Genomic DNA, 17,769 nt, shown 5'->3' on the forward strand with positions numbered 1-17,769 from the left:
GCTGTCGGCGCATTTCTCGTCACCGGCTGCACGCCGTTTCCAGGAGGGTCGTCGGATGGGGCCGCCGGTGCTCCGGCCGCGTCTGGGATGTCACCTCTGGCCCCGTCATCCCCGGCCCGCGGTACCGCGGTGCCCATCGATCCCGCGGTCGCTCGGTCGTCGTCCGCGTCCACTTCCGGACCGCCGGTGCCCGTGACCGCTCCGTCGTCGACGGCCGCTCGCTTGCCGTTGACTACCCCGTCCCCCACGGCCACGACTTCAGTGCCGGTCAACCATGCGGCGACTCCGCGACAGCCGGACGGCTCGCGGCCACGGACCGGCAATCCGTTCAGCGGGGCCACGCTCTACGCCGACCCCAACGGCCTGGCGGCGCGCGCCGAACGGAAGCTGCGGCCGACCGATTCGGCGAAGGCGGCGCTCATTAACCGGCTGGCCCGCACGCCGCAGGCGATGTGGTTCGGGGACGACGTCCCGACCAGTCAGACCCGTACCCAGGTGGCCACCCGGCTCGCGCCCGTGCGCGCGCTCGGCGCCCACCCGTTGCTGGTTGTCTACAACATCCCCGGGCGTGACTGTGGCAGCTACACTGCCGGCGGCCGGTCCAGCCCAGCCGACTATCGGGCCTGGGTGCGCGAGCTCGCCGCGGGGGTGGCCGGCGGCCCGGCGTCGGTGATCCTGGAACCGGACGCGCTCGCCTGGGCTGACTGCCTGTCCGACCAGGCGGAGCAGGAGCGTTACGCCCTGCTCCGCTACGCCGTCACCACGCTGTCCGGCAGCGGCATCTCCGTCTACATCGACGCGGGCCACGCCGAATGGCACCAGCCCACAGAGATCGCGCGCCGCCTGCGGCTGGTCGGGGTGGACAAGGCTCGCGGGTTCTCGCTGAACGTGTCGGGCTTTGGCACGACCGAGAAGGAGTCGGCCTACGGCGAGCGGGTGTCGGCGCTGCTCGGCGGTACCGCCCACTTCGTCATTGACACGAGTCGCAATGGGCTGGGACCGACCGAGGACCGGCAGTGGTGCAACCCGCCTGGCCGCGCTCTGGGCGCTACACCGACCACCGCGACCGGTAGCCCGCACGGGGACGCCCTGCTCTGGATCAAGACGCCGGGCCAGTCGGACGGGCCTTGTAACGGTGGCCCTCCCTCGGGGGTGTGGTGGTTGGACTACGCAGTCAAGCTGGTGCAGAACACAATCGGATGATCCATGGCGGATGATCCGCTGCGGTCGTGGCCTCGGGGGAGTTGGTCTTAGGATGTGGTCTCATTGCCGATGGTTCCACCTGCGCACGGTAGGACGTGTCGTCAGAGATGGTCGTACCGGACCCGTGAGGCGGCCAGACTTTCCCGATCGGACCAGTTCCTACGGACCGCGCGGCCCACATGGTTCCCCACCATCGCGGGGCATCGGGAGGCTGCCCGGCCTCCTCGGGGTGCTCGCCGTGCTAGGCGCGGTGCTCGCCGGATGCGGCGGGTCGTCCACCTCCTCTCCCGGGGCGCAGGCACCTCCCGACACCTCCGCGGCGGTCGTCGCCACGGGCCTGGGACCGGTGCGCGGGCTCACCTTCCCCGACCATCGTGAGTTCTGGGACATCCCGTACGCAGCCGCTCCGGTCGGTTCTCTCCGATGGCGCCCCCCGGTCCCACCCAGGGCGTGGACACAGCCGTTGTCGGCGACGAAACGGGGCAAGGCATGCCCACAGCCGGACGCGCCCGACACGGATGAGGACTGCCTGTCCTTGAATGTCTTCACACCGGTCGGCGTCAGGGCGCAGGGTGCTCCGGTCCTGGTGTGGATCCATGGCGGTTCGTTCGCCACCGGATCGGGCCGCGAGTTCGACGGAAGCGCGTTCGCCAGCCGGACTGCAACGGTGGTGGTGACGCTCAACTATCGACTGGGGCCGCTGGGCTTCCTCGCCGATCCCGCCCTGGCCTACGGGGACGGAACGCGACCCGGGCAGGTTCCCGGCCAGTACGGTCTCCTCGATCAACAGGCCGCCCTCGGCTGGGTGCGCACCAACATCGCCGCGTTCGGCGGTGACCCGGGCCGGGTCACCGCCGCGGGCCAGTCCGCGGGTGCCGCCTCCGTCTGCCTCAACCTGGCCTCGCCTCCCGCGGCCGGGCTGTTCTCCCGAGCGATCGCGCAGAGCGGCTGCGCCCAGCGGATCCGGGCCCGGGCCGAGGGTGAGGCGCAGGGAAGGCAGCTGGCGGCGGCGGTGGGATGTACCGACGACGCACGGATCCTCGCCTGCCTGCGCGGTACGAGCGCGCAGCGGCTCATCGATGCAGGAGTAGATGGTTCCGTGCCGGGACTGTCCTGGCAGCCGGTGGTGGGCGGGCCGGTGTTGCCGCGGTCCATGCTGGACGCGCTGGCCGCCGGGCGGTTCACGCGGGTACCGGTCTTGCAGGGCAGCAACCACGACGAGGGCGGGGTGTTCGTGGTTCCGGGCCAGGACAGCGTGCAGCGCCCGCTCACCTCGGCGGCCTACCCGACGGCCCTCACCCGGCAATTCGGCCGGCTGGCCGCGGCTGTCGCCGCGCAATATCCGCCGGACCGCTACGCCTCACCGGGTCAGGCACTGGCGAGCGCGGTCGGCGATGCGAGGTTCAGTTGCCGGGCGCTGCGGTCCAACGAGCTGTTCTCCCGTTACGTGCCGACCTATATGTACGAGTTCGCGGACACCGAAGCACCGCAGAACTTCCCCTTCCAGCCCACATTCCCCTTCGGCGCTTACCATGGCTCGGAGATCCGGTACGTCTTCGGATTCGGTGTCACCAGCCCGGCTCAGCGAGCCCTGTCTGACCAGATGATTCGGTACTGGGCGGCCTTCGTGGCTGGCGGTGCACCAAAGGTGGATGCCGGCGGGCCCACCTGGCCGGCCTTCGACCAGCGCGAGTCGCGCGTACTCACACTGGCGCCGGGCCGCGTCTTGGTAGCATCCACCTTCACTGACGAGCATCATTGCCGATTCTGGTCATCTTTCACCGGATGACCGGCCGGGCCGGGCGGGAACCTCGAATCGAGGACTGCGTTCACGGTGCTCATCGCGATCAGACTGAAAACTCCTCGGGCCGGACGGTCTGCCGGTCGGCTTGCACGGGGACGGCGCATATGACGGCCGGCACCGGAAGGGGTTCCGGTCGCTTGCGGAATCGAGCGATCTGACGCCCGGCGAACGGTGCCGCCAAGACGATGACGGCGCCGATCACCTGGCTGATTAGCCATCCCACCCCCACCCCTGCGATTCCCATGCCCGGCAGCAGGTACCAGGAGACGACCAGAGCCGTCAGTAGCATGCCGAGGTTCAACCAGACCGCCTGCCACACCCGGTCGCGCGCGCGTAGTACCGACACCGCAAGGTTGGTGATCGCGTCCGGTATCGCGGACAGTATCAGCAGGATGAGTAGACCGTGCCCGTGCTCGGGGTAGTCCGGGCCGAACAGACGTAGCAGCCGGTCCCCGAACAACAGGTAACCGATCAGGATCGGCGCTATGACGGCCGCGATGAGAGTGCCGGAGCGGCGGGTCGCCTGATGTAGCTGAGCGGGGGCGTTCGCGCCCTCGGCGAACAACGACGATGCGACCGCGGGGCTGATCATGAAGAACAGGCTGCCGAGCATCCAGGTCGCGTAGAAGTACGCGCCCTCGGCCGGCCCGCTCCGGGTTACTACGAGAGTCGGCAGGACGTGTACCCCGAGGACGGCGCCGACAGTGGCCAGATGATGACCGGCAAACGATTTCCACAACGAAAGGGTCTTGCGGAGTACTCCGTCCGCGATGAAGACGAACCGGTGGTTCGGCCCGGTACACAGGCGGAACCCGGCAGGAATCACCGACAACCCGGTGCCGAGCACCCAGCAGGCGAGAATCTGGGTGGCCCCGTGCGCCCACACCATCGGGACGAACAGAAAGGCGACTTTGGCGAGGCTGAACAGCACTGTCCGTTCGAGTTGGATGGCGCTGCGCCGCTCCCCGACCGCCGCCAGGTCGAGCAGGCTCCCGAGCCCGGTCACCACCACGCCGGCGATGAACAACCCGCCGACGGTCACCGTGTGCAGCTCGGCGAATCCCGGGGACAACTCCGGTAGGATCACCACCATTAGCATGGCCGCCGCGCCGCAGGCGCCGACGGAGGCGGCGACGCCGGCGGAGAGTGTTCTGCTCCAGGACCGGTCGTCCGTGCAGGTCGACAGCGCACTGATCAGCCCCATGCCGATACCACACGAGGCGAAGACCGCCGTCGCCGTCATCGCCGTCACCATCGCGGCACCGAGACCGGTGTCCTCGGTGGAGCACGTGCGGGCCACGATGAACCAGAACACGTAGCCCAGCCCCGCCCCCAGCAGCGTGCTCGTGGCGACGTAGAGACTGTTCCGGGCCAGGCGACTGTCTGCGAAGGAGAAGCGCCGCCGGACATCCCACCGGGACCGCCGGTCCGGCGACGGTGCCGCCCCTGTCCCCCGGTGAGCGGAGATCGGGCCGTCCGGCAGCGCAGAGGGGTCAGCCAAGCTCGGCATCCCGACCCACCCGGTTTGTCATGTCGATGTCCTCCACGTGTCGGCGCCCGGCTCGTTGTGCTGGGCGGAGAACTTCCCACTGGAGCCGAGTGATTCGGTGGTTATGTGTTCCGTGCTGCATCGACCGGAATCCCTACGGGGTCGACCGCCGCGGACCCGGTCGAACCCGACCTGGCTGGGCCGGGGATGGTCTGCCAGGGCACGCCTATGTCCGCCTGCACGACGGCCGGGCGACAGCGGTACCGCGCGAAGCGCCCCGGTTCTCCCCGTTCGTCCGAACGCAGCCGGACCCGGCAGAGGACCCGGACGCACTGCAGACCGTCCATCCAGGTGATCTTCTTCCCCTCGGCGTGGGACCGGCCGTGATACCGGACCGGGACCTCGAAGGGACGGATCCCCTTCTTCAGCAGGTTCGCGGTCAGCTCGGTGTCCAGCCCGAAGCCCGCCTCCCGCAGCTTCATGTTCCGCAGAGTGGAGACCGGGACGAGCTTCAGGCAGGTGTGCAGGTCGGTGATGTAGGAGTCGAAGAGGAAGTTGGCGACGAAGGTGGTGAGGCGGTTGCCCCAGGCGAACCAGAACGACGGGTAAACCGTGTAATGCCCGAAGACACGGGTGCCGTAGACGTACTGGGAGCGGCCGGTCAGAACCGGATCGAGCAACCGCGGGATGTCGGCGGGCTCGTACTCCAGATCGGCGTCAAACACCAGGGCGAAGGTGCCGGTCGCCAGTTCGGCCCCGGTGAGGACCGCGGCTCCCTTGCCGCGATTACGCCCATGATGGTGGACCCTCAAGCGAGGGTCCACCATCTCGGCCAACAGGTCGCCGGTGGCGTCCGAGCTACCGTCGTTGACGACGACGATCTCCACGTTGCATGGGAAGGGCGTGGTCAGCAGGCGGTTGACGATCGCCTGGACGGTGGCCTCCTCGTTGTACACGGGGACGATGATCGAGAGTTTGATCGGAGCGATTTCGGGATCGTCGACGAAGTCGGGAAGCTGGTTCGTGCTGATATCGGCCGAAGAGTGCATAATGCGGGTCCCCCCGTGGATACACCGGAAGATTCGGAATGTTGCTCGTCGGAGCTCGCCCAGACGAACGGGCGGCAGCGAACCGCCGGGCGTTTTCCTGCTGGCCCGGGGCGCTCGCGGTCGGGACGGCCGTCATCCGCAGGCGGATGACCAGGACCGTCGGGCCGGGTGATGGACCGTGTGCCGGGATCATCGGCGGTGGAGAGGCCGAGCTGGCGAGAGACACCGTGGATCAGGTCATGGTGCCGGCTCCTCCCGCGAGGCGGACGTGAGAGGAACCGAGCAGGTCTCCGGCATCCTTCGCGGTAAGCGCGTCGTCCCGGCGTGGCATCCGACCTGTTCTGCCCCCGTGAGACAGCGCCGTCGTGCGGGAGGCCTCCAGGCGGAAACGTCCCGCGTTGCCGAGTCGGAAGAGCTGGGTCAGGGAGGGCAGGAGGGATGGGTCGGAAACAGTGGACGTCAGTGCGGAGCGCACCCGGTCGAGGTCCGCCACGATCTCGGCGAGTAACGTGGCGATCGGCGAGGCGTTCGCGGACACGATCTCCGACCACAGCTCCGCGTTTGCCCCGGCGATGCGGGTGAAGTCCCACAGGCCCGGCCCGGCGAGGTTGACCACATGGTCGGGCACGCCCGACAGCCGCGCCGCCATCGCGCTGGCAATCAGGTGGGGAACGTGGCTGAGAAGCCCGAGGGCGAGATCGTGCGCGTCCGGCACCATCTCGACCACCGCGCCGCCGCAGGCCGTGCCAATCATTCGGGCATGCAGCAGCGCGCGTTCGGAGGTACTCGGACCGGGGGTCAGCACCCATGGGCGGCTGGTGAACAGATCGCGCTCGGCCCATTCAGGGCCACTGCGTTCCCGCCCGGAGACGGGATGGGCGCCGCAGAAGGAGGACATGTCGGCGCCCATCCGTTCCGCGTCCGCCAACGGCGCGGCTTTCACTGAAGCAGTGTCGCTGAACGTCGAGTGGGCCAGACGCTGCTGCCAGGTAGTCAGTGCGCTGCCCACCTCGCTCGGCGGGACCGCGAGGACGACGTGGTCCACATGGACCACGTCGGTCGCGGGGGCGTTCCGAGCGCCATTCTGCTCGCGCGGCGAGGCACCGCACTGGACCGGCCATGGTTGTCCCGCCCCGCGATGCACGGCCGTCCTCAACCGGTGAGGGTCGCAGTCCTGGAGAAGGACCTCGGTGTCCTGGCGACGCAGCGCCAGACCGATGGAGGTACCGATCAGACCCGTGCCGACAATGAGCACCCGCATCGGGCGGAGTTCGTCGTGAGGAAGCTGCCGAGGCTCGACCGAGTGCCTGAGAACGTTAGGAGACCGGTTTGGCATAGTCACCCCCGACCGATGGATCGAGCTGGCCCGGCCATTGGACGGCGGCCGGGTTCGAACTCACCATACGGATACGGCGAGACCGTACCCAGCCAAAAAATGGTCGACAGCGACAGGAAACAGGCGCATTGAAAAAAGCGGAATACATCTTCCCCCCGCTAGGACGGGGTACGCGCCGCTCTGCCGCCGCAGACCCGCTGTCCTACCTGGTTCCACGTATATACAACGTGGCTTCGAGACTAGTGGTCTCAGATGCCGGGCGGACCCGGCTGCTCATTTCACGTGCTCCGCTCGCTCCGAAATTTCGGCTGGAGTCGATGAGAGCATCCCTGAGGCGTTCAGTCTTAGGTGCGAGTCAACACTCTCCGCGTCCCCCTCTGCGTATCCGGCCTCGTCCCCCCTGAGGCGGTCGACCTTCACTTACCGAGTTCCCGCATACCGATCTCTGTTGGTGCTCCGTAGAGAGCGGAAAACGCAACCCACCAACCTCTCGGCGGTTCGCGCGCGGGGTGGCGGGCATCTACCCCTCCCCGTTCAGTAGTGTAGCAGTGGATATCGATTATCGAGGCCATCCCGGGACTGTTCACGGCAAAGAAGCAGGGTGGCAACTGAATCAAACCTCGGCGGGCTTAGATCACCGCCCCGGCAATGATCCGTGATCTCGTCTGACCCTCTCCTCGGTGGGCTACCGCCTCCATGTTTGTCCGATATACTCCGTATGTCATTGCGATCCTGGGGCTGTCAGATGAATGATCACGGTGTTGCCTGCGGCAGGATGAAGCGTTGATGAACATCTGTCAATAGGTGCAGCGGTTCCCGGAGTAGATCGATCGCAGCCTGGATCCCGGCGGTCGGAATCCGGTCCGGGTAATAGCTGGCGGTCATGTGCAGGACGCCGCCGATCTCGCTGAAGGAGAAGGTCAGCCCGTCCGGCCCGCCGGGTGTGGCCCCGACCAACCAGAACCGGTCGGCCGGCGGGGCGGTCCACGGGACGCCCTGCATTTCGGCGGCCCGACCGACGTAGGTCAGTGACAACACTGCTCTGTTACCGACCGCCTGCGGAACATCGCCGACGGGTTGTCGGACCTGGGCCGCTCGAAGCGTCCCGTCGACCGCGGTGGCCAGAGTCCGACCCGAGGCTAACGTCGCTGTCAGCGTCCGGTGCAGCGCGACCGGTCCTTCGTCGGTGGGCGCGGATAGGTAGACGCTCTTCGCGAGGTTGCCCGGCGCCTTTACCTCCGGGCCCGCGTATCGACGGTTGTCCACCAGCATGTACACCCCGTCATCGACAACCGGCAGCCCAGCCGCGCGGACGGCGAGCCTGGCCGCCGAGCAGACGAGCATCGCGACCGACACGTCGGGTGCGGCGGTGTCCCGCCACCGCCGCAGTCCGCCCAGCGCCTCGGCCGACATCCGCGTCGCGACCACGTTAGGCGCCGGTGTTGCGGCCGGCCAGGACGAGCCGTTCCGATTATCACCTGCCGGCGGCTGCGGGCGTGGAGCCCGCAGACTCGTCAGCGCCCGCGAAGGTCGTCTTCCGTAGTAACGGGCCGCGATCCGCATCAGGCTCCGGGTGGAGTCCGGGGACGGGACAGCCAGCAGGGCCGCGTCCGTCTCGGCGCTGGCCAGTACCTGCTCGACGATGCGGCTCGTGGTGGCGGCGTCCCCGAGTGCATGGCTCGTGACCACCGCGAGCAGATCCCCGCGTGTCAGGAGACGGAAGGGAAGATCGTCGACGCCCTTGCTCAGGGCACGGTTCATCGCGTGGACCGGATCCTCCCCGTCGGGCAGGAGTTCCACGAGCCGGGCGCAGTGCGAGGCTTGCCGTGCCGACGCGACCGGAACGTACCGGAGCCGCCGCCGATCTAGGACACTGACGAGTGGATGGGACGGCTGCTTCTCGGCCAGCCGTAGCATGGCGGCGCGGAGCTGATCGGGCGTGGGGGCGGCGACCGGACCGAACATGCGGATCACGTTGAAGGGAAGCCAGGGCCGGTCGGCGAGCGACACGGACGTCGGAGACGTCGTCGGCCGGAGGAGTCGTCGCAACACTGGTGCGGATCCCTACTTGGCAGGAAGGACAGAGTTGACCAGGCTGAAGTCGGCCGACTTCGCGGCCATTCGGTGAGCCAGCTGGTAGAAGCGGCTCGCTGAACCGAGGTAGAAGCGTTCGTACAGTTCCGATCGCCCCGCCAGCCCCGTGCCCACGAAGTCCCAAGCCAGCCGGAACAGAGCGGTCCGATCGGCGGCAGTCATGCCGTTCGCGCCCTGGTAGTAACGGTCCAGCAGCGGACGCAGCGCGGGATTCTCCAGCTCCGCCTGACACGGCGTGGCGAGCAGGCTGTGGCTGCCGAGCAGTTTGATGATCTCGTTGACCCGGGGGAACCACCGCGGCAGGGTGGGACGCAGTGCCATCAGGGGGGGCTCGTCACAGAACCAGACTCCGGCGCCCCATTCATGGGCGCCCCCCTCGGCCGCAGCCAAGCAGCTGCGGGTCATCTGGAGATAGGTCCAGATCTCGCCGAGCTGCTCCAAGGCCTGCGGTGAGGTGTTGTTGACGGCTTCGGCCATCTTCGTGGCGAGCTCCCAGGCGAACTGGAGCTTCGTCGCCGCTCGGATTGTGGTCTGCTGCATCATGTTCGCCGTCCACCCGGACCTCTGCCCGACCTGGTTGTAGAGGTCGACGTTGCCGTCCAGGAAGACCCGGGACCGGGGGACTTCGACGTCATCGAAGATGACGACGGCGTCCTGCTCGTCGAACCGGCTCGACAGCGGGGCGTCGGTGACCGCTCCTGACGAGGAGTAGCTGTCCCGGCACATGAGTTTCAGGCCCGGGGTCGACAGGGGAATGGCGAAGATCATCGCGTACCGCTCCGTGCCCTCGCTCAGTGGATAGCCCGGGTAAACGAGCATCTCGTCGGCGAAGGGAGCGAGGGTAGCCAGTGCGCGGGCCCCCCGCACGATGATACCCTCGGAGGTGTCGGCCACCTTGTGGACGACGATCTCGCCACCGCCCGCTGCGGTCTCCGGCTGGGAGCGATCAATTGTCGGGTTGACGATGGCGTGGGTCAGTGCCCAGTCGTTGAGCCTGACCTGCCGATGATATTCGACAAGGTTCACTGTCCCCTCGTCGTTCCCGTCCCGGGACCACACGTCCGTCCGCCCGGCGAAGCCCGCGAGCGTGACGTTGACATAGTCGGGGCTGCGTCCCATTAGCCCGAGTGTCCGCTGCGCGATGCACTCGATCGCGATATGCCGACGGGCGAGGTCCGCAGCCGAACGAGGGATCAGATGAGTCACCGGAGTCGGCTCGCCGGTCTCCGGATCGGTGTCCAACAAAAGATCGCTGCTGTCCTGCTGAAGATCGAACAGCCCTGCGAGCATGGTCGCAGCCCCCGCTGTCGCCGGATGTGTTGTAACGTCATCGATACATTGTCCACCGAGCCAGACCTCGCGGCCGTCCAGCAACCCCGCGAGGAACTCTTTGCCCGTACGCGCGCCCATCTTGGTCCCGCCCCCCCCAGATATTCAGACAAGGCCACTCTACATACCGGCGATTAGCCGGCTGCGGGGGGCCTCGGTTTGCCATTTAACTTGCTTGCTTCCGAGCCCCTGCACCTGCCGTCTCCTTCTCGATCTTCCTGGCGACTTGGTGGCGGCTCGTCGCTGGTTGGGGTCTGCCGCTGGGCCTCTCGGGGCCGGGAGTGGGTTTTCGGGCGGAGGTCGTGGAGCATGCCCAGGCGCCGCTCAGGGTACAGGTATGCACCGGGCTCATCAGGTAAACTCGAAACCATCGGCCGCGGCGAAGGTGACCCCACGGTAGCCGTGGGGTGCTGGCCCACTCCGCGTGTGATGAGGATTTCGTTCCGGCGAGCGCCGAACGGCCGGGTGCAGGATAGGTCCGTGCGGCGCCCAGGGGCTGAGCAGAACCGCAGGTAGGGCCCGTGTATCCACCGCCGGGCCACGTATCATGAGTCGGTCACGTCCCGATCTTCCTCCTACAGGATTGGGGCGCGGAGGCTACGGCACTCGGTCCCGGATGTACCGCCGAGAAGGGCAGGTGAGATATGTCACGGCCTTTCGTTCGCCCCTGTCGACTGGCTCTGCCAGCCAGCTTCGAAGGGAGACGGCGGTGCCGTCGGTGGATCGCCCCGGCGGATGGGTCGGGGCGTCGTCCGGCAACAGCACAGCTCCGGTACGATTCCGCGGCGGCGACCGGGCCGGCGAGAACGCGGCCGCGGGACGGGAGTGACGTCGCCGGTGGCAGGCGGTGGCGAGGGGAGTTGAGGATTTCCGGCGTCGGGGGATTCGACAGCGTCGCATCAGCAGGCAGGAACTCGGGGGACCTGATGGATATCGTGCTCGTCACACCGCGCTTCTTTCCGCATCTCGGCGGCATCGAGATTCACATTGCTGAACTCGCCCGGCGGTTCGTCGACGCCGGTCACCGGGTGAGTGTCGTGACGCAGGAGGATGGGCGTCCGCCGGTGGGTCCGCCTGATCCGCCGGGCGTCGTGGTGCGGCGGTTCCGGAGCTTTCTCCCGTTCCGAGGCCAGGGGGTCTCGGTGGAGCTGTGTCAGTACCTGCGGCAGGGCGCATATCGAGGATCGGTAATTCATCTACATAATTACCATGCTCTGGTGACGCCGTTCGCGGCGATGGGCGCTTCGCATCCACTGGTGGTGACTCCCCACTATCTCGGGCGCGGAACCACCCTCGGTACCCGGGCCCTGCACGTCGGGTACCGGGCGCTCGGCCGCCGGCTCATCTCGGCGGCGGACGCCGTCATCTGCGTCTCCCAGGCCGAGGCGGACATGCTTCGCGGCGACCTCCGCATGACGACCCTGCCGACGATCGCGGTGATACCCAACGGGGTCCAGGTGGCCGCGATCCAGGCAGCCGAGCCTGTGTCCCAGGAGGGCAAGCTGTGTCTCATGGCCTGCCGCCTCGAGGGGTACAAACGTCCAGATCTCGCCATCCGCGCGCTGGCGGCCCTCGGTCCGGACGTGCGTCTCGTCATCGCGGGCTCGGGCCCGGAGCGCGGCGCTCTCGAGGAGCTTGCCGGGTCCCTCGCAGTGCGGGACCGGGTGATCCTGCTCGGCAGGATTCCCTCGGAGGAACTCGCGCGCTGGTATCGACGGGCCGAGGTGGTCCTGGCCCTGTCCGATCGTGAGTGCTTCGGGCTCACCGTGGCCGAGGGCATCGCCGCGGGCGCCGCGGTGGTGGCCACCGACATCCCCGCCCACCGCGAGGTGGTCGCGGGAACGGGATATCCCACCTCCGCCCTGATTCCGGTGAACGCCGCGGCCCAGGTGGTCGCGCGCGCCGTGCGGGCCGCCCTGGACGATCCGCCGGCGCCCGTCCGGATGCCGCCTGACTGGGACGCGGTGGCCGCCACCACCCTCGATCTCTACGCCGCCGTGTCCTCGGCGTCGTGAACCCCGCCGCGGCGCGGCGAATCGGCGGTCCTCACCTTGCCCGCGTCGAGGCCGCAGTCCGTTTCGCCGCCAGGACCGTCTCATAGACGTCGATCAGATCCCTGGTGACCTGGGCGGCCTTGAAACGGGGGGATCGTTCCAGGCCGCCGCGGGCGAGATCCCCGCGCAGCTTCGGGTGGGCCAGCAGGCGGTCGAGCGCATCGGCGAGCGCCGAGGCGTCTCCGGGTGGAATCCGCAACCCGGACACACCGTCCTCGACGATGTCACGCAGCCCGCCGATGTCCGACACAACGATCGGGGTACCGCACGCCATCGCCTCGACTGCGACCAACCCGAACGGTTCGGCCCAGCGGGAGGGCACCACGCCGACCGTGGCCGCCCGCCAACTGGCCAGCACCTCCTGATGGGGGACCTTCGAGCGGACAAGGACTCCCGGCCGATCGCCGACGTCCAGATCAGACCGTGGAATGCCGAGCATCACCAGCGGCACCGGGACAGCCAGCCGACGGTGGGCCTCCAGCAGGACGTCGACACCCTTGTGCCGTCCCAATGCGCCGACGAACAGCAGGAAAGGTCCGGTGGGCAGAAAGGCGGGCCTGGGCTGCGTCTCACCGATCCGGCCGACGTCGTCGGAGATGAACGGCGGGATGATCGTCATCCGGTCCCGGATCGCCGGAAGAGCGGCCGACACGGAGTCGCGGACCGCCAGACTGATCGGGAGGAAACGGTCGACGCGGCTGAGCAAGGGGCGGCTGGTTATCAGGCCCAGCGTGAGCGCCACGCCCTTCGCTGAACCATAGGTGGCCGACGCACACGGTACGCAGCGGCGGATGGACGGTCCACCGCAGTGCTCATCGGCCCTGGTCAAGGTCTTGCCGGCGCAGATCAGACCGTATTCGTGCAGATGGACCACCAGGCCGGTGGTCGGCGGCAGGCGAAGCGGAAGGCAGGAATGCACCATCCAGCCGTGGGCGTGGACGATGTCCGGTCGCCAGGAGCCCACGAGGTGCGTCAGGGCCCGGAGGAGGGGCGGATCGGGCACGGTGGGGTGAAAGAAGTGGGACGGATCCGCGGCGAACCGGCGCAGATGCCGGGTGAGCCCGCGCAACCGGTGGATTTCGACGCCGTCGATCCGTTCGTGGGCCGGTGCGCCCGGCAGGTCCAGCGTCGCCACCCGGACCTCGTGGCCGCGTCGGACCAGGGCCCGGGCGATGTCTTGGACGGCGCTCTCAATCCCGCCCAACGCGGGCGGGTAGCCGTCGCTGACCAGCAGCACTCTCATGTCAGACCTCCGCCTTCGCAGGTCTGCCATCGACCCGCCCGTAGAGATGAGGGAAACCGTGGGGATGAGGGAAACGGGATACTCGGGCCACCCCGGGCCGTGCGGCTGGCCTGGGACGGGATCGGATCGTGGTAGCGGTGTCGACTGCCCGGCGCGCCGACACCTGCCCCGCGCCGGTGCCGTCCGCCGGACCGGCCCGGTCCGGCGCCGCGGGAGCGGTAACGCGAGGAGAAGGCGAGGATGGCCAGTGCACCACCCCCTTGCGCGAGTAGCCAGGCCGCCCCGGCACCACTGATCCCCCAGACCGGCAGCAGTGTCCAGGCCAAGACGAGCACCGCGACCAGCATGGCGACGTTGAGCATGATCGCGGCTCGTAGGTCCTTCACCGCGCGCAGAAAGGCGATCGCGAGATTGGTGACCGCGTCCGGCAGGACGGACGCGGTCAGCAGGAGCAGCAGCACCCTGCCCTGTGCGGGGTAGTCCGGACCGAAGATCCGGAGGAAGGTGCTGCCGAACAGGACGAAGGCGACGGACAAGGGTCCCAGGACGACAACCAGGATCCGCACCGACCGGCGCATCGCGGTCGACATCTGTCGACGATCCACACTGGCCTCGACCAGGAACGCCGAGGCCACTGCCGGGCTGATCATGAAGAAGGCGCTGCCGAGCATCCAGGTCGCGTAGAAGTAGGCACCGAGTTCCGGTCCCAGCCGCACGACGACCATCAGTGGCAGCAGGTAGGGGCCGAGTGAGCCGGCGACCGTGATGACATGGTTGCCGACAAGCGCCCGGGCCAGGGTCCTGACCTCGGCGAGCACGCCGGCGGATCGTGGATGCAACGCGCGGCCGGCGCGCAGTAGCAGGCCGGCCGCAATGAGTGTGGACAGGCACATGGCGGCGACCCAACCGGTCAGGACACGTGTCGTCGCGGCGAGACCGGTGACCGGAATGAACAGGAACCCCGTCTTGGCTATGTTGAACACGAGGGTCCGGATCATCTGCACGGGGCTGCGGTGTTCGCTGAGGGCCACGGCGTCGAGCAGCGAACCCAGTCCGGTCGCCACCGTGCCCACGACGAAGGCGGACCCCAGGGAGACCGAGCCCAGGTCGGCCAGATCCGCCGAGAAACGCGGCGCGACCAGCACCACGCCGATGCCCACGACGCCGGAGATCACGGTGGTGACGAGTGTCGCGGCCAGCAGGGTCCGGCTCCAGGAAGCGTCGTCGCGGCGCGTCGGCAGAATCGTGATCAGGCCCGTGCCGAATCCGGAGCAGGCGAGCACCGCTCCGGCTGTCATGACGTTGGTGATCGCGCCGACGAGTCCCGTTGTGGCCGTCGATTCGGTGCGCGCCAAGACCAGCCAGAACAGATAGCCGACGAGCGCCCCGCCTGCGGTGCTGCCCGCGACGAACAGGGTGGCTGACGTCATCCGCCGGCCGCTCTGCCGCGCGTCGCCGATCAGCGACGCGGCGGGCAGGTACCTCAGGAGGGCGGTCGGCTCGTCGTCTGCGATGCGGCCGGTGCCTGCGCCGTGGTCTGGACGTAGAGGATGAGCTCGCGGTCCGGCTGCGAGGGCATCCGCATCCGCAGTTCCACTCGATAGGTACCCGGCGCGGTCGGCGCGACGAACGTCGTGGAGCCGGTCAACGCCGTCGGCGTTACGGCCGTGATAGCCGTCGTGGAGGCTGTCGGCCGGCCACCGACGAGAACCTCCGGGCTGGTGCGTACCAGGTTTCGGCTGGACACCGAGTATTTCCACGAGAGCGCAACCGTCCTGGCCGGGGGGCCATCGAGGACACCGGGTATAAGGGCCGACGGGCCGTCGAGGGCGAAGTTCGTGTACGTGTCGTTCCTGGCCGGCTGCATGGCGAGGGCGACGAGCACCGACGCCACCACACAGCCGGCGAGGACGATCGTGCCGGCCACCGTGGCCGCCGCGTGGCGACGACTGAGGAGCGGGATGGTTGTCGTGGCCGAGGACGGTGTCCGCACCAGCGCGCACCCGAGGGCGACGATGACGATTCCAGCGTGGATGAGGACGAGAGTGCCCCGGTTGAGCCCGCCTCCAGTGAGGTTGGCGGCCAGTGCAGCGCCGAGTAGCGAGACGATTCCGGCGAGCGGGTAGAGGAAGCGCAGGACTGGAGTGGGAATCATCTCGTCTAGCCGCGACGCCGTCCCGGGCGGCGCGACCGCGGTCGTCAGCAGGAAGCCGGCGCCGCCGATGATGAGCACCAGCCCGACCAGGCGTGGCGCGGCTCCCGGCGCGGCGAGGCAGAGCAGGTAACCGATGGCGACGGCGGCGCCAGCGAGCCCCTCGACCGTGCGGACGCCGAGGTTGGGTCCCGGCCGGGTGTAGGTCGTGGCTGTCACCCGTTTACCCCCGTGGTGAGGCGTTGCCCGAAAGCCGCATAGTCGATGCGGTAGATCGCGAAATTGTCGCTGGAGAAGATCTTTGTCGACCAGGGGGACTGGTTGAACCGTTCGAGTACCGCCGGCTTCACCGGGAGCTCGATAGGCGGTTCGCTGTTATTGAGCAGCGACACGCCGAACGGGGCCTCGCGGGCCATGTTCAGGTCAATGAAGAAGTAGTAGTAGTCGCTGGATGACAACTGATTCCGAAGTGTGACGGGTGGGTCATCGGCGGATTCGAAGATCTGCCAGACCGGGAAACCTGACGACGGCACGGCAGGTACCGCTCCGCCGTAGGCGACGAGCGGTTCTAGAGCGTACCGGTCCACGACGACTCGGACGGGTCCGAGATGCTCACCGAACCATTCCGAGGCGGTCCTCGTCTCGAGGTTCTGGGCGCGCGACTCCGACCCGAACCGGTAAGGCCCCGGAAAACGATAGGGATCGTTCAGCCCGCCGCCGACGTTGCCGATCAGAACCACGACGAAAGCCGGGAGGACGATCGCCGTGGGCGGCACCCGAACCAGGGTCAGCGGACGGAGGGTGCGCCGTGGACCGGTCTGCCGTTCGGGGTCGAGTAGCCGGATCGTCGCCAGGGCAAGCAGGACCGCCAGCCCGGCGTAGGTAAAGGCCCACGAGCGGCGGGCTCCCTCCGCCCCACTCGGGGTGAGGACGAAGGGCACCGATGGGAAGTAGATCAGGCCGAAGAGAACGACTCCGAAGAAGGCCGCCGCGAAATGCCGCCGCGTCCGCCACAGCTGGACGCAGCCCAGCACGGAGAATCCAAAGATCACCAGTGGGGCGGCAGCCGTCAGCAGGCGCTCGTAGACCGGCTGGGCGGTCACCGCGAGAACAGCGCGGCGACTCTGGGCACTGCCTGAATCCGAGCCGAACAGCTGCTGGGTCGCGTTGCCCGCGTAGGGCGAGAGGTACGGGACCGTGCCGGGCGCGACGAAAACCACCCAGAGTGTCGCGGTCGTGGCGAGCGCGCCGAGGAGCACCCACCACTGCCCGATCGGTTCCTGGCTGGGCCGGCCGCGCCATCGCAGCCGCAGCACGGTGGTCACCAGCGCCATCAGTAGAAGGAAGCAGATGAGAATCAGCGTGGTCAGGTGGTGGGTCACCACGCAGCAGGAGGCTGCCACGATCGCGAGACCGGTCAGGTGGCGCCGTGGCGTCGGCGTCGCCGCCCGGCTCGCGGTGAAGGCCAGGGCAAGCGCCCAGAGAAAGAACGAGATACCCACGCTCTCGTACGCGAACTGAGTGTCGAAGTACATGTAACTGGAGTTGGTCATGTAGACCAGAGCCCCGATTCCCCCGGCCCGGGCGCTGCCGAGGAGGGTGGACACCAGCTGCATGACCGCGACGGCGGCGAGCACATGCATGCTGAACATCAGCAGTTCCGCGCAGTGCCAGATGCTCAGCCCCGTCAGGCGCACGAGGATGGTAGTCAGCGCGTGGGTCCCCGGAAAGTACTCGATGATGGGGATGACGCCGTTTGGCTGGAACAGGTGACCGGTTCTCAGGATGTCGTAGGTCTCCCGCCAGTGCGCGAACTCGTCGTGGTAGACCGGCTCCGAGGGGTTGCGCAGGAACTTGGGGAAGAAGGTGAACGCGGCGAAGACCAGCACCGCATGCAGGCGGTCGCCGAAGCTCGCGCGTCCCGAACCCAGAACGAGGGCCACTGGAACCGCGACGATCAGGACACCGACCCAGAAGAGCGTGTAGTAGCGGATCGGAGCTCCGCCCGTGGCGGCC

General features: G+C 68.1%; 12 protein-coding genes. 3 read left to right on the forward strand and 9 right to left on the reverse strand.

Annotation, left to right across the window (positions count from 1 at the left end; all coding sequences use genetic code 11):
- The first annotated feature begins 261 nt into the window (after nucleotides 1-261).
- A complete protein-coding gene (locus AC08OV_RS10450; protein WP_476612581.1) occupies nucleotides 262-1,203 on the forward strand; it encodes a glycoside hydrolase family 6 protein in 942 nt (313 codons plus the stop codon).
- Between the two features lie 124 nt (nucleotides 1,204-1,327).
- Complete coding sequence (locus AC08OV_RS10455) at nucleotides 1,328-2,992, forward strand: carboxylesterase/lipase family protein (protein ID WP_476619602.1); 1,665 nt, start codon at nucleotides 1,328-1,330, stop codon at nucleotides 2,990-2,992.
- Between the two features lie 58 nt (nucleotides 2,993-3,050).
- Here the strand turns inward: AC08OV_RS10455 and AC08OV_RS10460 are convergent, their stop codons facing one another.
- From AC08OV_RS10460 to AC08OV_RS10480, 5 genes are all read right to left on the reverse strand, one after another.
- Nucleotides 3,051-4,508: a lipopolysaccharide biosynthesis protein gene (locus tag AC08OV_RS10460; protein ID WP_476612579.1), complete on the reverse strand. Its 1,458-nt coding sequence runs from the start codon at nucleotides 4,506-4,508 to the stop codon at nucleotides 3,051-3,053.
- A 110-nt stretch (nucleotides 4,509-4,618) separates the two neighbouring features.
- The gene (locus tag AC08OV_RS10465; RefSeq protein WP_476612578.1) at nucleotides 4,619-5,545 is read right to left on the reverse strand and encodes a glycosyltransferase family 2 protein; all 927 of its coding nucleotides are present in this window, start codon (nucleotides 5,543-5,545) and stop codon (nucleotides 4,619-4,621) included.
- 232 nt (nucleotides 5,546-5,777) lie between these two features.
- Complete coding sequence (locus AC08OV_RS10470) at nucleotides 5,778-6,806, reverse strand: prephenate dehydrogenase/arogenate dehydrogenase family protein (protein WP_476612577.1); 1,029 nt, start codon at nucleotides 6,804-6,806, stop codon at nucleotides 5,778-5,780.
- An 828-nt stretch (nucleotides 6,807-7,634) separates the two neighbouring features.
- Complete coding sequence (locus AC08OV_RS10475; protein ID WP_476612576.1) at nucleotides 7,635-8,933, reverse strand: hypothetical protein; 1,299 nt, start codon at nucleotides 8,931-8,933, stop codon at nucleotides 7,635-7,637.
- A gap of 12 nt (nucleotides 8,934-8,945) precedes the next feature.
- Nucleotides 8,946-10,385 carry a 4-hydroxyphenylacetate 3-hydroxylase family protein gene (locus AC08OV_RS10480; RefSeq protein WP_476612575.1) on the reverse strand — a complete coding sequence of 480 codons (1,440 nt, stop codon included), beginning with the start codon at nucleotides 10,383-10,385 and terminating at the stop codon, nucleotides 8,946-8,948.
- Nucleotides 10,386-11,230: 845 nt separating this feature from the next.
- Here AC08OV_RS10480 and AC08OV_RS10485 point away from each other — a divergent pair.
- On the forward strand, nucleotides 11,231-12,319 hold the full coding sequence (locus AC08OV_RS10485) for a glycosyltransferase family 4 protein (protein ID WP_476612574.1): 1,089 nt from the start codon (nucleotides 11,231-11,233) through the stop codon (nucleotides 12,317-12,319).
- 31 nt (nucleotides 12,320-12,350) lie between these two features.
- On the opposite strand, the gene AC08OV_RS10490 is transcribed toward AC08OV_RS10485, so the two are convergent.
- From AC08OV_RS10490 to AC08OV_RS10505, 4 genes are all read right to left on the reverse strand, one after another.
- Nucleotides 12,351-13,601 (reverse strand): glycosyltransferase family 4 protein, encoded by a 1,251-nt coding sequence (locus AC08OV_RS10490; protein ID WP_476612573.1) that lies wholly within the window; start codon nucleotides 13,599-13,601, stop codon nucleotides 12,351-12,353.
- Complete coding sequence (locus AC08OV_RS10495; RefSeq protein ID WP_476612572.1) at nucleotides 13,598-15,031, reverse strand: lipopolysaccharide biosynthesis protein; 1,434 nt, start codon at nucleotides 15,029-15,031, stop codon at nucleotides 13,598-13,600. Before AC08OV_RS10495 ends, AC08OV_RS10490 begins: the two co-directional genes overlap by 4 nt.
- A 53-nt stretch (nucleotides 15,032-15,084) precedes the next feature.
- Complete coding sequence (locus tag AC08OV_RS10500) at nucleotides 15,085-15,972, reverse strand: hypothetical protein (protein WP_476612571.1); 888 nt, start codon at nucleotides 15,970-15,972, stop codon at nucleotides 15,085-15,087.
- The coding region (locus tag AC08OV_RS10505; RefSeq protein ID WP_476619603.1) for a hypothetical protein at nucleotides 15,969-17,769 on the reverse strand (1,801 nt) is incomplete at its 5' end. The genes AC08OV_RS10500 and AC08OV_RS10505, both read right to left, overlap by 4 nt.

Source organism: Frankia sp. CeTa3Moorea, from assembly GCF_978021225.1.